General features: G+C 42.5%; 14 protein-coding genes and 1 riboswitch. Of the genes, 12 read left to right on the forward strand and 2 right to left on the reverse strand.

The window, feature by feature from the left end:
• Nucleotides 1-5: 5 nt before the first annotated feature.
• From DK415_RS02230 to dapD, 4 genes are read left to right on the forward strand one after another with little or no spacing between them, the layout of a single operon-like run.
• Nucleotides 6-629 carry an L-threonylcarbamoyladenylate synthase gene (locus DK415_RS02230; protein WP_006717883.1) on the forward strand — a complete coding sequence of 208 codons (624 nt, stop codon included), beginning with the start codon at nt 6-8 and terminating at the stop codon, nt 627-629.
• Between the two features lie 45 nt (nt 630-674).
• On the forward strand, nt 675-1,661 hold the full coding sequence (gene rluB / locus DK415_RS02235; RefSeq protein WP_109432268.1) for a 23S rRNA pseudouridine(2605) synthase RluB: 987 nt from the start codon (nt 675-677) through the stop codon (nt 1,659-1,661).
• A 34-nt stretch (nt 1,662-1,695) separates the two neighbouring features.
• On the forward strand, nt 1,696-2,667 hold the full coding sequence (gene cysB, locus DK415_RS02240) for an HTH-type transcriptional regulator CysB (RefSeq protein ID WP_109432269.1): 972 nt from the start codon (nt 1,696-1,698) through the stop codon (nt 2,665-2,667).
• Nucleotides 2,668-2,710: 43 nt separating this feature from the next.
• The gene (gene dapD / locus DK415_RS02245; protein ID WP_048750968.1) at nt 2,711-3,538 is read left to right on the forward strand and encodes a 2,3,4,5-tetrahydropyridine-2,6-dicarboxylate N-succinyltransferase; all 828 of its coding nucleotides are present in this window, start codon (nt 2,711-2,713) and stop codon (nt 3,536-3,538) included.
• Between the two features lie 72 nt (nt 3,539-3,610).
• On the opposite strand, the gene tehB is transcribed toward dapD, so the two are convergent.
• Nucleotides 3,611-4,471 carry an SAM-dependent methyltransferase TehB gene (tehB, locus tag DK415_RS02250; RefSeq protein WP_109432270.1) on the reverse strand — a complete coding sequence of 287 codons (861 nt, stop codon included), beginning with the start codon at nt 4,469-4,471 and terminating at the stop codon, nt 3,611-3,613.
• Nucleotides 4,472-4,906: 435 nt separating this feature from the next.
• Here tehB and aceE point away from each other — a divergent pair, with 435 nt between their 5' ends.
• From aceE to lpdA, 3 genes are all read left to right on the forward strand, one after another.
• Nucleotides 4,907-7,564: a pyruvate dehydrogenase (acetyl-transferring), homodimeric type gene (aceE, locus tag DK415_RS02255; RefSeq protein ID WP_109432271.1), complete on the forward strand. Its 2,658-nt coding sequence runs from the start codon at nt 4,907-4,909 to the stop codon at nt 7,562-7,564.
• Between the two features lie 73 nt (nt 7,565-7,637).
• The gene (gene aceF, locus DK415_RS02260; protein ID WP_109432272.1) at nt 7,638-9,518 is read left to right on the forward strand and encodes a pyruvate dehydrogenase complex dihydrolipoyllysine-residue acetyltransferase; all 1,881 of its coding nucleotides are present in this window, start codon (nt 7,638-7,640) and stop codon (nt 9,516-9,518) included.
• Between the two features lie 99 nt (nt 9,519-9,617).
• Entirely contained in the window at nt 9,618-11,042 is a 1,425-nt protein-coding gene (gene lpdA / locus DK415_RS02265; protein WP_109432273.1) for a dihydrolipoyl dehydrogenase, read from the forward strand.
• Nucleotides 11,043-11,091: 49 nt separating this feature from the next.
• Here the strand turns inward: lpdA and DK415_RS02270 are convergent, their stop codons facing one another.
• Nucleotides 11,092-12,060 carry a gluconeogenesis factor YvcK family protein gene (locus tag DK415_RS02270; RefSeq protein WP_109432274.1) on the reverse strand — a complete coding sequence of 323 codons (969 nt, stop codon included), beginning with the start codon at nt 12,058-12,060 and terminating at the stop codon, nt 11,092-11,094.
• A 223-nt stretch (nt 12,061-12,283) separates the two neighbouring features.
• Nucleotides 12,284-12,445: riboswitch (molybdenum cofactor riboswitch) on the forward strand.
• Between DK415_RS02270 and moaA the strand changes: the two genes are divergently transcribed.
• The 5 genes from moaA (at nt 12,434) to sspA (ending at nt 15,532) form a co-directional block, all read left to right on the forward strand.
• The gene (gene moaA, locus DK415_RS02275) at nt 12,434-13,447 is read left to right on the forward strand and encodes a GTP 3',8-cyclase MoaA (protein ID WP_109432536.1); all 1,014 of its coding nucleotides are present in this window, start codon (nt 12,434-12,436) and stop codon (nt 13,445-13,447) included. (Overlaps the previous riboswitch by 12 nt.)
• A 52-nt stretch (nt 13,448-13,499) precedes the next feature.
• Nucleotides 13,500-13,982, forward strand: a complete 483-nt coding sequence (gene moaC, locus DK415_RS02280) for a cyclic pyranopterin monophosphate synthase MoaC (RefSeq protein WP_162540452.1) — start codon at nt 13,500-13,502, stop codon at nt 13,980-13,982.
• A complete protein-coding gene (gene moaD / locus DK415_RS02285) occupies nt 13,982-14,227 on the forward strand; it encodes a molybdopterin synthase sulfur carrier subunit (RefSeq protein WP_048750413.1) in 246 nt (81 codons plus the stop codon). Before moaC ends, moaD begins: the two co-directional genes overlap by 1 nt.
• Nucleotides 14,228-14,683: a molybdopterin synthase catalytic subunit MoaE gene (gene moaE / locus DK415_RS02290; protein WP_109432276.1), complete on the forward strand. Its 456-nt coding sequence runs from the start codon at nt 14,228-14,230 to the stop codon at nt 14,681-14,683.
• Between the two features lie 207 nt (nt 14,684-14,890).
• Nucleotides 14,891-15,532 (forward strand): stringent starvation protein SspA, encoded by a 642-nt coding sequence (sspA, locus tag DK415_RS02295; RefSeq protein WP_109432277.1) that lies wholly within the window; start codon nt 14,891-14,893, stop codon nt 15,530-15,532.
• The last annotated feature ends 8 nt before the right edge of the window (nt 15,533-15,540 follow it).

Here is a 15,540-nt window from a genome sequence, read left to right on the forward strand (position 1 = left end):
AACAGATGAGCCAATTTTTTTATATCCATTCGGAAAATCCGCAGGTGCGTTTAATCAATCAAGCGGTTGAAATTTTACGTAATGGCGGCGTGATCGTGTATCCTACCGATTCCGGCTATGCGTTGGGTTGCATGATTGGGGATAAGCATGCGATGGATCGTATCGTGCAAATTCGCCAATTACCGGAAGGGCATAATTTTACTTTGGTGTGCAGTGATTTATCGGAGTTATCCAATTATTCTTTGGTGACGAATTCTGCTTATCGCTTGATCAAAAACAACACGCCGGGACGTTACACTTTTATTTTAACGGCAACCAAAGAATTACCGCGCCGTTTAATGACGTCCAAACGAAAAACCATCGGGATTCGTGTGCCGGATAATCAAATTGCCTTGGATTTATTGAAGGCATTGGGTGAGCCGATTTTATCTTGTTCTTTAATGTTGCCAAACGAAGAACATATTACCCAATCAGATCCGGAAGAAATTCGAGACCGCTTAGAACATCAAGTGGATTTAATTATTCACGGCGGTTATTTAGGGCAAGAACCGACCACCGTCGTTGATTTAACAACGGAAACACCGGTGATTTTGCGGGAAGGCAGTGGTTCGGTCGCTCCGTTTATTTAAACCTATTTTTGAAAAAGACGCTTGGGAAAGCGACAACGAGGATTTATGAAACCCACAACACAAAAACGCGGTCAAAATCGACCGCACTTTACACAAAATAACAAACCTGCCGTAGCAAAAAATCGTCCAACCTCAGTAAAGCCAAACGGAAAAAATGAGACGAAAGCAACTCCAGCCGAAGGCGAGAAGTTACAAAAAGTATTAGCTCGAGCTGGGCAAGGTTCCCGTCGTGAAATCGAAAGCATTATTGCGGAAAATCGAGTCAGTGTGGATGGTAAAATCGCAACGCTAGGTGATCGAATTAACGTGAATTCCAGTGTGAAAGTGCGTATTGATGGTAATTTGATTAATCTGACACAGGCGCAGAAAGAAGTGTGTCGTGTATTGATGTATTACAAACCGGAAGGTGAGCTTTGTACCCGACATGATCCGGAAGGGCGCGCTACCGTGTTTGATCGTTTGCCGCGCTTAACCGGTGCTCGTTGGATTGCAGTTGGACGCTTAGATATTAATACATCGGGTTTATTGTTATTCACAACGGACGGTGAATTGGCGAATCGTTTAATGCATCCAAGCCGCGAAGTGGAGCGAGAGTATTCTGTTCGCGTGTTTGGTGCAGTAGATGACGCTATGTTGAATCGCTTAAAGAAAGGCGTTCAATTAGAAGACGGCCCGGCAAATTTTAAAGAGATTAAATTTGTTGGCGGGGTGGGGATGAATCAATGGTTTGATGTGACCTTAATGGAAGGACGTAATCGTGAAGTGCGTCGTTTATGGGAATCGCAAGGCATCCAAGTGAGTCGCTTGATTCGTATTCGTTATGGCAATATTAAATTGATGAAGAATTTGCCACGTGGTGGCTGGCAGGAGATGGAACTGGCAGATGTGAATTATTTACGTGAATTGGTCGGTTTACCACCGGAAACCGAAACCAAATTAGACATGAATAAGCAACGACGTAAGCCAAAGACAGGGAAAATCCGTAAGGCAGTTAAACGTTATTCAGAATTAAGTAAACGTTATAAAAAATAACCGCACTTTACGGTTGTCATTAAAAGGAGAATTTATGAAATTTCAACAGCTTCGCTATATTGTTGAAGTCGCTAATCAAAATATGAATATCACAGAAGCGGCTAATGTTCTATTTACATCGCAACCGGGCATCAGTAAACAGGTGCGCTTGTTGGAAAATGAACTTGGTGTGGAAATCTTTGAGCGTAATGGTAAACACATCAAAGGATTAACGCCACCAGGGAAAAAAATTGTGGCGATTTCCCGTGAGATTATGCTGAAAATGCAAGGCATTCGTTCCGTTGCCGATGAATATACCAAGCCTGAACAGGGAGTATTGCGTATTGCAACGACAAACACACAAGCACGTTATATCTTACCGGCAGTAGTAGAAAAATTCTCTCAGCGTTATCCCAATGTAAGTTTGCATATTCATCAAGGTTCGCCTACACAAATTTATGATGCGTTGATGTCTGACGAAGTGGATTTAGCCATTACTACCGAAGCACAATATCTCTTTGATGATGTGGTATTGCTGCCGTGTTATTTATGGAATCGCTCCGTGATTGTGAAACCCGATCATCCTTTAGCTCAATGCGAACATCTTACAATTGAAGAGTTGGGGAAATATCCTTTAATTACCTATACCTTCGGTTTTACTGGCGCATCTGATTTGGATTATGCTTTTAATAGTGCGGGGATTTTGCCAAACATTGTGTTTACTGCAACGGATGCGGATATTATCAAAACCTATGTACGCATGGGCTTAGGCGTCGGGATTATGGCTTCTATGGCACATACATCGGCAGATAAGGATTTAGTGGCTATCAAAGCAGATCATTTATTCCGTCCAAGCATGACACAAATTGCATTTAAGAATGGTGCATTCTTACGAAATTATATGTATGACTTTATTAATTATTTTTCACCGCACTTGACTCGAACCAATGTCGAAAAAGCCGAGATGTTGCATGATAACAGCGACGTGAAAAAGTTATTTAGTAATGTCACGTTAGAAGTATTGTAATCTTAACGCATTTATTTTTATTAACACTGATATAGGAAGCAAGATGTCCAATTTACAACAAATTATTGAAAACGCCTTTGAAAAACGTGCGGAAATCACACCGAAAACTGTTGATGCACAAACTCGCGCAGCCATTGAAGAAGTGATTGAAGGCTTAGACTGCGGTAAATATCGCGTAGCAGAAAAAATTGATGGCGAATGGGTGACTCACCAATGGTTAAAGAAAGCGGTATTGCTTTCTTTCCGTATCAATGAAAATCAGATCATTGACGGTGCAGAAACTAAATACTACGACAAAGTTGCCTTAAAATTTGCCGATTACACGGAAGAACGTTTCCAACAAGAAGGTTTCCGTGTAGTGCCTTCTGCTACCGTTCGTAAAGGGGCATATATTGCTAAAAACACAGTGTTAATGCCATCTTATGTGAATATTGGTGCGTATGTGGGCGAAGGAACAATGGTGGATACTTGGGCAACAGTCGGTTCTTGCGCACAAATCGGTAAAAACGTGCACTTATCCGGTGGGGTAGGGATCGGTGGAGTGTTAGAGCCATTACAAGCTAACCCAACTATTATTGGTGATAACTGCTTTATCGGTGCACGTTCCGAAGTTGTTGAAGGCGTTATCGTTGAAGATGGTTGCGTGATTTCCATGGGGGTCTTTATTGGTCAATCCACTAAAATTTACGATCGTGAAACCGGCGAAATTCACTATGGTCGTGTACCGGCTGGTTCTGTTGTTGTTTCCGGTAGCCTTCCGTCAAAATGCGGTAAATACAGCCTTTACTGTGCCGTTATCGTGAAAAAAGTGGATGCCAAAACGCTAGGAAAAGTCGGTATCAACGAATTATTACGTTCCATTGAAGAATAATTAAAAACGCAATAAAAAAAGACCGCACTTTATATCGCAAAGTGTGGTCTTTTTCTTTTCTAAATCGGCAAACTATTTCTTTCTTGCCAACATGGTCACAAACTTCATTTTATAGCGATTGCCGTTTTCATCGGTTTTGTGCAGTTCACCCATGTTTTCGTTGTATTCCAAGAATTCCCAATCTTTGTAGTATTCTTTCAATTCATTTTCACCAAAGGTGAAAGAGAAGGGTACCGGGCAAGGCACTTCCGGTGTGGACATGGCGGCCACGATTAAATTGTAACCACCCGGATTGGTGTGGTTTTGTATGTTTTCAAGAATTGCCGGTACTCGGGTACGATCGAGGAACATAAAGACCACAGTCGACAAAATAAAATCATAGTTTTCTTGAATGTTTGCATCGTTGATATTGTAAAGTGCGGTCTGAATTTTCAGATTTTCTTTCTCTTTAGTCTCGTTTAAAAATTGGAGACTGTTTTCATTGTGATCCCAAGAAGTTACATCATAGCCGAGTAAACTCAAATAGAGGGAGTTACGCCCTTGTCCACAACCTAAATCTAACACCTTACATGGTTTGATAATTTTAGCCGCATTGACCACATCGCCGTGCGTGGCGGTCATATTGTATTTTTTGCTGAAGTAGTCTTCCTTGGTGCAATAAAATTCAAGGAAACATTCCAAATCATCGGAAAGGGCTTCGACACGATGCCAAAGTTGAGGCTCAACGAAAGGTGTTTCATCTTGTGGGGTGAAAATGTGTTCGCTCACAATATTGCCATTTTCCGTTAATACATAAAATTTGAGTTTGCCCTTTAAGACGGTGAGTTTTCCCCAAGTGCCGACTTTGGTGTTGTGCTTTTCTTGAAACATTTTTGGCAAGCTGTCTTTGGTCCAAACCGGCATTTTTTTGTAACAAATAAGTTCGTTTTGCATTTTTTATCTCCAAATTTTTATGTGATATAAATAGTTGAGTCTAATGGTAGGTTAATTGGGCAAAATACGCAATATTTAATTCTTTTTTTCAATGGCTAATACGTGATGACGATCACCTATTTTAGAAAGTGCGGTGGTTTTTTTAGGTGTTTTTTTGGGTGTTGAAGATTGTCGAGTAAATTTATGTATAAATGGTTATTTAAAAGAGCTCGGCAATCAGATATTTTCCGCTGCAGAGATAAAAATCACTATCATTCTTTCAAAAAATCTAATAAGATTTACATTATTTGTTAAAAATTTGTAATGTATGTTTTTTGTACAGCTTACATAGGGGTTTTGACAAATTAAACCATTTTTAGTTATCAATTCGTTGTTTAATTGCTACCAAAAGTAGCGTTAAACGTACTTCTAACTTAACAAAATAAGGAAAAAACTATGTCAGAATTGTTAAAAAATGACGTAGATCCGATCGAGACTAACGATTGGTTGGCAGCAATTGATTCGTTAATTCGTGAGGAAGGCATTGAGCGCGCTCAGTTCATTATCGATCAAGTTATGCAACAAGCTCGCGCCGGTGGCGTTTCTTTACCTAGTGGGATCACAACCGATTATGTGAATACCATTCCAGTTTCCGAGCAACCGGCTTATCCGGGCAATTTAGAGATTGAACGTCGCATTCGTTCTTATGTTCGTTGGAATGCCGTGATGATGGTATTACGCGGACAGAAAAAAGACCTTGATTTAGGTGGACACTTATCCACTTTCCAATCTGCGGCAACCATGTATGAAGTCGGTTTTAACCATTTCTTCAAAGCGGCAACAGAGAAAAACGGCGGTGACTTAGTCTTCTTCCAAGGCCACGCGGCGCCGGGGATGTATGCTCGTGCTTTCCTAGAAGGACGTTTAACAGAAGAGCAATTAAACAACTTCCGTCAAGAAGTGGATGGCAAAGGTTTATCTTCTTACCCTCACCCGAAATTAATGCCTGATTTCTGGCAATTCTCAACCGTTTCTATGGGTTTAGGCCCGGTGAACGCCATTTATCAAGCCCGTTTCTTAAAATACTTACACAATCGTGGTTTGAAAGACACTGCTGATCAAAAAGTGTATGCGTTCTTAGGCGATGGCGAGATGGATGAAATTGAATCTAAAGGTGCATTAACTTTCGCCGCTCGCGAACATTTAGATAACTTAATTTTCGTCATTTCCTGTAACTTACAACGCTTAGACGGTCCGGTAAACGGTAACGGTAAAATCGTTCAAGAATTAGAAGGTTTATTCGTGGGCGCCGGTTGGGAAGTGATCAAAGTCATGTGGGGTAGTCGTTGGGATAAATTATTTGCCAAAGACACCACAGGTAAACTCACCCAATTAATGATGGAAGTGGTTGATGGTGACTACTTAACATTCAAATCTAAAGACGGTGCTTACGTACGTGAACACTTCTTCGGTCGTTACCCAGAAACCGCTGCATTAGTTGCTGATATGACTGATGATGAAATTTGGGCGTTACAACGTGGCGGTCATGATCCGCTTAAAGTGTTTGCTGCATTCAAGAAAGCACAAAATGCCGGTAAACCGGTTGTTATCTTAGTGCAATCTGTGAAAGGCTATAAAATTGCGGAAGCAGAAAGTAAAAACACCGCACATCAATCCAAAAAAATGTCTGCTGACAGTATCAAAGCTTACCGCGACTACTTCCATATTCCAGTGAAAGATGAAGATTTGGAAAGCTTGCCGTACGTCACCTTCCCAGAAGGTTCCGAAGAGTACAAATACTTGCATGAACATCGTAAAGCATTGCAAGGTTATGTGCCTGCACGTCAACCGAAATTTACCGTGGACTTCAAAGCACCTGAGCTTTCAGAATTCTCTGCGTTGTTAGAAGCGCAACCACGTCCGATTTCAACTACAATGGCATTCGTTCGTTTCTTGAATACGTTATTAAAAGACAAAAATGTGGGTCAACACATTGTGCCAATCGTGGCAGACGAAGCGCGTACTTTCGGTATGGAAGGATTATTCCGCCAAATCGGTATTTACAACCCGCACGGTCAAAATTATATCCCATCCGACCGCGATTTAGTGGCTTACTACCGTGAGGCGAAAGATGGCCAAGTATTACAAGAAGGTATCAACGAATTAGGTGCAACGTCTTCTTGGTTAGCAGCGGCAACCTCTTACTCCATCAGTAATGTACCGATGATTCCATTCTTCATCTATTACTCTATGTTTGGTTTCCAACGTGTTGGTGACTTGATGTGGGCAGCAGGTGACCAATTGGCACGCGGCTTTATGATTGGGGGAACTTCCGGTCGTACAACATTAAACGGTGAAGGTTTACAACACGAAGATGGCCATAGCCATATTCAATCTTTAACGATTCCGAACTGTGTCTCTTATGACCCGGCATTCGCTTATGAAGTGGCGGTTATCATGCAAGACGGTATTAACCGTATGTATGGTGAAAAACAAGAAAATGTGTTCTATTACATCACCACATTAAACGAAATTTACGATCAACCAGCAATGCCTGCAGGCTCAGAAGAAGGTATTCGTAAAGGTCTTTATAAATTTGAACGCGTACAAGGAAAAGGTAAAGGCGAAGTGCAATTACTTGGTTCCGGTGCGATCTTGCGTCATGTACGTGAAGCTGCTCAAATCTTGGCTAACGACTACGGCATTAGCTCTGATGTTTATAGTGCGCCATCCTTCACTGAAGCGGCTCGCGAAGGGGCGGATGCGGTTCGTTGGAATATGTTACATCCAACCGAAACACCACGTGTGCCATACGTTGCTCAAGTGATGAACGACAAGCCTGCCGTTGCAGCAACCGACTACATGAAGCTTTTCGCTGAGCAAATTCGCGCTTATGTACCGGCTAAACATTATCATGTGTTGGGTACGGATGGTTTCGGTCGTTCCGATAGCCGTGCGAACTTGCGTGACCACTTTGAAGTAGATGCACACCACGTTGTGGTTGCCGCATTACATGTGTTGGCACAAGAAGGCACAGTTGACAAGAAAGTGGTTGCCGAAGCAATCGCAAAATACGGTATCGATCCTGAAAGATTGAATCCGTTATACGCATAAAAAATAACGAAAAAAACGACCGCACTTGATGAAAGTGCGGTTGGTTTTCCAAACGTTTAAAAGGTAAAAAGAAATGGCTAAACAAATTCAAATCCCGGATATCGGTAGTGATGAAGTGACCGTTACCGAAGTGATGGTAAAAGTTGGAGATACGATTACTGCGGATCAATCCATCATCAATGTTGAAGGTGATAAAGCATCGATGGAAGTGCCGGCACCTGAAGCAGGCGTGGTTAAAGAAGTGTTAGTGAAAGTGGGAGATAAAGTGACCACCGGCACGCCTATGTTGGTATTAGATAGCGTTGAAGCGGCACCTGCACAAGCTGCTCAACCGACCGCAGCACCTGCCGCTGCGCAGGCTACTGCACAAGTAGTTGATGTGAATGTACCGGATATCGGTTCTGATGAAGTCAACGTTACCGATGTTATGGTCAACGTAGGCGATCGTGTTGAAGTGGATCAATCCATTATTAACGTTGAAGGCGATAAAGCGTCTATGGAAGTGCCAGCACCTGTTGCCGGTATCGTGAAAGAAATCATCATTAAAGCGGGCGATAAAGTGTCCACCGGCACATTGATTATGCGTTTTGAAGTTGCCGGCAGTGCGTCTGCTTCAGCACCAGTGGCATCTGCGCCTGCTGCCGCACCAGCAGCACTGGTTGCCGGTGGTGTGAAAGAGGTGAATGTACCGGATATCGGCGGTGACGAAGTTAACGTGACTGAAATTATGGTAAAAGTGGGCGATAGCATCACAGAAGAGCAGTCATTAATTACCGTTGAAGGTGATAAAGCTTCGATGGAAGTGCCAGCACCATTTGCCGGTGTTGTTAAAGAAATTTTAGTGAAAGCGGGTGACAAAGTCTCTACCGGTTCATTAATTATGAAATTTGAAGTGGCAGGTGCTGCACCGGTTGCTGCAGCTGCACCACAAGCTGCTGCACCAGCACAGGTAGCTGCGCCAGCTACCGCACCTTCTGCGCCGGCAGCGACTGCATCTGATGCTGATGTCACTTCTGCGAAAAGTTTTGCACACGCGACCCCAGTGATTCGCCGTCTTGCTCGTGAATTTGGCGTGAACTTAGATAAAGTGAAAGGTACTGGTCGTAAAGGTCGTATCTTAAAAGAAGACGTTCAAGCTTATGTAAAAGCGGCAGTGAAAGCGTTAGAAAGTGGTTCTTCAGTGGCTGCTGGTGCTGCAAATGGCGCAGGTTTAGGCTTGTTACCATGGCCGAAAGTGGATTTCAGTAAATTTGGTGAAATCGAAGAAGTGGAATTAAGTCGTATCAATAAGATTTCCGGTGCGAACTTACATCGTAACTGGGTTATGATTCCACACGTTACTCATTTCGATAAAGCAGATATCACCGAGTTAGAAGCTTTCCGTAAAGAACAAAATGCCTTAGCGGAAAAACAAAAACTTGGCGTGAAAATCACCCCGGTTGTGTTCATTATGAAAGCGGTTGCTAAAGCATTGGAAGCGTATCCTCGTTTTAACAGTTCAATTACTGAAGATGCACAACGCTTGATCTTGAAAAAATACATCAACATCGGCGTTGCCGTAGATACACCAAACGGTTTGGTTGTACCGGTATTCAAAGATGTGAATAAAAAAGGCATTATCGAGCTTTCCCGTGAATTAGCGGAAGTGTCTAAAAAAGCACGTGACGGTAAATTAACAGCATCCGATATGCAAGGCGGTTGTTTCACCATCTCCAGTATCGGTGGTTTGGGTACAACTCACTTTGCACCAATCGTCAATGCGCCGGAAGTGGCCATTTTAGGTGTGTCTAAATCTTCTATGGAACCTGTATGGAACGGTAAAGATTTCGCACCGCGCTTAATCCTGCCAATTTCCTTGTCATTTGACCACCGTGTGATTGATGGTGCCGACGGTGCACGCTTCATTAGCTATATCGGTTCTGTGTTAGCAGATTTACGTCGTTTAATTATGTAATTTATTGTGCCTCTCTCAAATGAGAGAGGCATTTTTAAATTTTTAGCGCTTGATTAAATGAAGTGCGGTCATAAAAAATCGCATTTTTAAGGAGACAAAATGAGTAAAGAAGTGAAAACCCAAGTGGTTGTGCTTGGCGCAGGTCCGGCAGGTTATTCCGCTGCATTCCGTTGTGCTGACTTGGGCTTAGAAACAGTCATCGTTGAACGTTATTCTACTTTAGGCGGCGTTTGTTTAAACGTAGGTTGTATTCCGTCTAAAGCGTTATTACACGTTGCAAAAATTATTGAAGAAGCCAAACACGTTGAACATCACGGCGTTGTTTTTGCTGAACCAACTATTGATTTAGATAAAATTCGTGCCGGTAAAGAAGGCGTGGTTTCTCGCTTAACCGGTGGTTTAGCCGGTATGGCAAAAATGCGTAAAGTGCAAGTGGTACAAGGCGAAGCTAAATTTGCTGATTCCCACACTTTAGCGGTAACCGACAAAGACGGTAATGTTACTAACGTAAAATTTGATAATGCGATTATCGCGGCGGGTTCTCATCCAATTGAATTGCCATTTATTCCACACCACGATCCGCGTGTTTGGGATTCTACGGATGCGCTTGCATTGCGTGAAGTGCCAAAAGAATTGTTAATCATGGGCGGTGGTATCATCGGTTTGGAAATGGGGACCGTTTACCAAGCATTAGGTTCTAAAGTTGATGTGGTTGAAATGTTCGACCAAGTGATTCCTGCTGCAGACAAAGATATCGTTAAAATCTTCACTAAACGTATTGAGCAAAAATTTAATTTAATGCTTGAAACCAAAGTGACTGCCGTAGAAGCGAAAGAAGACGGCATCTATGTGTCTATGGAAGGCAAAGCAGGCAACATCACGAAACGTTATGATGCCGTATTAGTGGCTATCGGTCGTACACCGAACGGTAAATTGCTTGATGCAGAAAAAGCCGGAGTGAACGTTGATGAACGCGGTTTCATTCGTACTGACAAACAAATGCGTACCAATGTGTCTCACATTTTTGCTATCGGTGATATCGTGGGTCAACCAATGTTAGCCCATAAAGGTGTTCACGAAGGTCACGTTGCGGCTGAAGTGATTGCAGGCAAAAAACACTATTTTGATCCGAAAGTGATTCCATCCATCGCTTATACCGAGCCTGAAGTGGCATGGGTAGGTAAAACCGAGAAAGAATGTAAAGCAGAAGGTTTGAACTACGAAGTAGCAAACTTCCCGTGGGCGGCTTCCGGTCGTGCGATCGCTTCTGATTGTGCCGACGGTATGACAAAACTGATTTTCGATAAAGACACTCATCGCGTATTAGGTGGTGCTATTGTAGGTACCAATGCGGGTGAATTGTTAGGTGAAATCGGTTTAGCGATCGAAATGGGCTGTGACGCGGAAGACATTGCGTTAACCATCCACGCTCACCCAACTTTACACGAATCTGTCGGTTTAGCGGCTGAAGTATTCGAAGGTTCCGTCACCGACTTACCAAATCCAAAAGCGAAGAAAAAATAATTTGCTTGATTAAATATAAAAGCCTTTCCAAACGGAAAGGCTTTTTTTATTAAAGCGAGGTGGGTTCGGAATGTTCTTCCTCTGGCGATTCTAAGAGTTCGCCTAGGAGTTCATCAATAGCGGAGCAGAGGAGAGCGCGATCGTGGCGATAGGAAATATCGTCTGCATTAAGACGGCCCGCAAGGATTTTGATCGCCATGGGTTGGCTATTCTGTACGGCATTAAAGGGCACAATTGCACCATCGATGATAGGTTGACCAACGGTTTCATTGATCCACTGAATGCGATCTGCAAGAGAAAGACTGGAGGCGGGGCTGTGCTCAATACCTAAATTATCAATAAAGATCTTTTTTGCTTCGCTTTGTCGAAGCTGTTCGGTAATTTCCGGTAGAAGAATAGGCGGCATAATGCTGGTGAGGAAACTACCGGGGCCAAATAAAATCAGATCAGCTTCTTTTAGCGCTTGAATTGCTTCCGGTGTGGCGGTGACGTAAGGCACAAGAAAAATGGATTTGGGTAGTTCAGTTAAGCTATCAACGCTGACTTCGCCAACAACGCTGTTGCCGCCGTTTAATACGGCCGCGAGGTGTACCGATTGTTCCGACATCGGGACAATAAAAGATTTTACATGCAATAATTCGCGAATGAGATTGACTGCTTCCGTTGGGCGAATATGCATATCTTCTAGGGCTTTGAGCATGAGATTGCCGAGGTTATGTCCCGCTAATTCGCCGTTGCCACCAAAACGATATTCAAACAATGCGGAGGCGGTGCTTGGTTCCGTGATGATTTGATTTAAGCAGTTACGTAAGTCTCCCCAGGCAATGCCACCTTGATTGGTGCGAATTCGACCGGTTGAACCGCCGTTATCGGTGGTGGTAACAATGGCGGTAAGACGTTCTTTCAAAAAACTTAAAGAAGACATCACGCGGCCGAGTCCATGCCCACCACCAATAGCGACGATTTTTTTGAGTGTGCTTAAATTTTCGTACTGTTGATATCCTTTAAAATCCGCCATTGTATTTCCCTTATTTTTTCGTGCGCATTATAACCTGCTTTGAAAGAGAGTACAGATTGCTAATTATTATTGGGTATGAAAATAGTTGTTTTAGGGTGTTTTACTATCGCTATATAACAGTATATATAATTGATTTTAAAGAATTTTATGAATTTATAACCTAGATCAAATTAATTGATTGCTTTTGTTTTCGTGAATCTTTTACAATGCTGCAAAATTTATTAACCGCATGTAACTCCGAGCTTACTCACCTACGTTTTGCGCACAATGTATTGAACACAAAATAGGGTGGTAATGCCAATAATACGAAGTCGGTATTATTCAGGGATACGTTGGAAACGATTTATCCTCTCCGTTTTTAGAAAGGTGTCAAATGCAAACCATTCCAATCAAAAATGTTGGCGCGGCTCAACTCGTTGATTCGTTCCAGCGTGAATACTACTATTTGCGACTGTCGATTACCGATGTGTGTAATTTTCGTTGCAATTATTGCCTACCTGACGGTTATCAGCCTGAACCTAATAAGCCGAGTTTTTTAACCTTGGACGAAATTCGTCGCTTGGTCAGTAGCTTTGCGGTGATGGGAACGGAAAAAGTCCGTATTACCGGTGGCGAACCGACCTTACGTAAAGACTTCCTGCCAATTGTCGAAAGAATTCGTGGCATTGACGGTATCAAACAAATCGCACTGACTACAAACGGTTTTCGTTTGCTTAAGGATGTCGCTGCTTGGAAACAAGTCGGTGTGACGTCTATTAACGTCAGTGTGGATAGCCTAGATGCAAGAATGTTCCAGCGTATTACCGGTGTCGATAAGTTTGATGACATTATGCGTGGTATTGATCGCGCTTTTGAATGTGGCTATCAAAAAGTCAAAGTCAATTCTGTATTAATGAAAGATTTGAATGATAAAGACTTTTCCGGTTTCTTGGCATGGATTAAAAATAAGCCGATTCAAATGCGTTTCATCGAGTTGATGCAAACCGGTGAAATGAATTCTTTCTTCCAAAAACATCATTTATCGGGACAGATTTTAGAACAGAAACTTTTGCAAGACGGCTGGCAGTTGCAGATAAAAAATCGTTCTGATGGCCCGGCAAAAGTTTTCCGTCACCCGGATTATATGGGTGAAATCGGCTTAATCATGCCTTATGAGAAAAATTTCTGCGCCAGCTGTAACCGTTTGAGAGTTTCTGCCAAAGGGAAATTGCACCTTTGCTTATTTGGTGAAGAAGGGATTGATTTGCGTGATTTGTTACAATCTGATGAACAACAAATGCTTTTGCAATCAAGAATTTTCTCTGCGTTACAAGGTAAGCGTGAACACCATTATCTGCATGTCGGCGATAGCGGCGTGCGTAATCATTTAGCCAGTATCGGCGGTTAATTTACGCCGATACTGAAAACATCAAGAAAACCAACCGCACTTTTAAATTATCATGACCACATTTACTCACATTAATGCGAATGGCGAGGCGAATATGGTGGATGTTTCCGCCAAAGCTGACACCGTTCGCGAGGCGCGTGCTGAAGCCTATATTCGTATGGCGCCGGAAACCTTACAAATGATCCTCTCTGGACAACACCACAAGGGCGATGTGTTTGCTACCGCTCGAATTGCCGGTATTCAAGCGGCGAAACGCACTTGGGAATTGATTCCGTTGTGCCATCCTCTTTTACTTTCAAAAGTCGAAGTGAGTTTGACCGCACTTCCTGAAACCAATCAAGTGCGCATTGAAAGCCTGTGCAAATTAAGCGGTAAAACCGGAGTAGAAATGGAAGCATTAACTGCCGCAAGCGTTGCCGCATTAACCATTTACGATATGTGTAAAGCGGTGCAAAAAGACATGGTGATTGAAACGGTACGTTTGTTAGAAAAGAGCGGTGGAAAATCCGGGCATTTTATTGCGGAGGAGAAATAATGTTACGTGTTTTATTTTTTGCTCAAACTCGAGAATTAATCGGTTTGGATGCCATTGAAGTGAACGAAAATTTCGCCACGGTAGAAGAATTACGTCAACATCTTGCGGCGAAAGGTGATAAATGGGCGTTGGCATTGCAATCGGATAAACTTTTGGTGGCCATCAATCAAACCTTAATGCCGTTAGAAAGTGCGGTCAAAAATGGTGATGAAATTGCGTTTTTCCCACCGGTGACCGGGGGCTAAATGAACGATATTCAAATTTCCGTGCAAGAGCAGACGTTCGACCAAAATGCCGTTTATCGCTGGTTAAGTGAAGAAAATTCGGTTGGTGCTACAGTAATGTTTGTGGGCAAAGTTCGTGATATGAACTTAGGGGATGAAGTCAGTAGTTTGTATTTGGAACATTATCCGGCGATGACCCATAAAGCGTTGATGGATATTGCTCAACAGGCAAAAGTGCGGTGGGATTTACAAAAGATTTCTATCATCCATCGTGTAGGTGAATTGAATACCGGTGATGAAATTGTGTTGGTGGGAACAGCTTCTGCGCATCGTGGCGATGCTTATCACGCAAATGAATTTATTATGGATTATTTAAAAACCCAAGCGCCTTTTTGGAAAAAAGAACAAACCGAAAAAGGGGAGCGTTGGATTGAAGGCCGCGACAGTGATTATGCAGCTGCCGATAAGTGGAAATAAGAGAACTCATTGATTTTACTTATTCGTATTTGAAAAAGAAAAATCCGTTTTTTATAAAACGGATTTTTTTATGCTTATTAAAAATAAAATATCATGCCTTTTCTTGGAAAAGACATGACGCTTTATGCTAGAATAGTCGACCATTTTTCCCGATATGAGGCATATCGGTTGAATATTTCAATTATTACCAAGTCGTCGGAGGAATAGATGACAAGTTCTGCAAATAAACGTTCTGTGATGACGCTATTTTCAAATAAAACCGATATTTATTGTCACCAAGTGCGTATTGTGTTGGCTGAGAAAGGCGTAGCTTATGAAACGGAAATTGTAGATCCGCAAGCATTATCAGAAGATTTAATGGAACTCAATCCGTACGGTACTGTGCCTACGCTAGTCGATCGTGATTTAGTGCTGTTTAATTCTCGCATTATTATGGAATATTTAGACGAGCGTTTCCCGCATCCGCCATTAATGCCGGTTTATCCGGTGGCTCGTGGAAAAAGCCGTTTATTGATGTTACGTATTGAGCAAGACTGGTATCCAACGTTGGAAAGCGCGCAAAATGCGGCTTCCGAAACTGAACGTGCGAATGCCTTAAAACAATTGAAAGAAGAAATTCTTGCGATTGCACCGATTTTTAATCAAACCGCTTATTTTATGAGTGAGGAATTTAGCTTAATTGACTGTTATGTAGCGCCGTTACTATGGCGTATGCAGGTATTAGGTGTCGAGTTCAGCGGTGCCGGCAGCAAAGCGGTAAAAGCCTATATGTCTCGTATTTTTGAACGCGATTCTTTCTTGCAATCCGTGGGCGAATTAGCGCCGAAAAACTTAATGGATGAAAAATAATAGGCGAT

Origin of the sequence: Aggregatibacter segnis, assembly GCF_003130075.1 — a bacterium.
Lineage (GTDB): Bacteria > Pseudomonadota > Gammaproteobacteria > Enterobacterales > Pasteurellaceae > Aggregatibacter > Aggregatibacter segnis_A.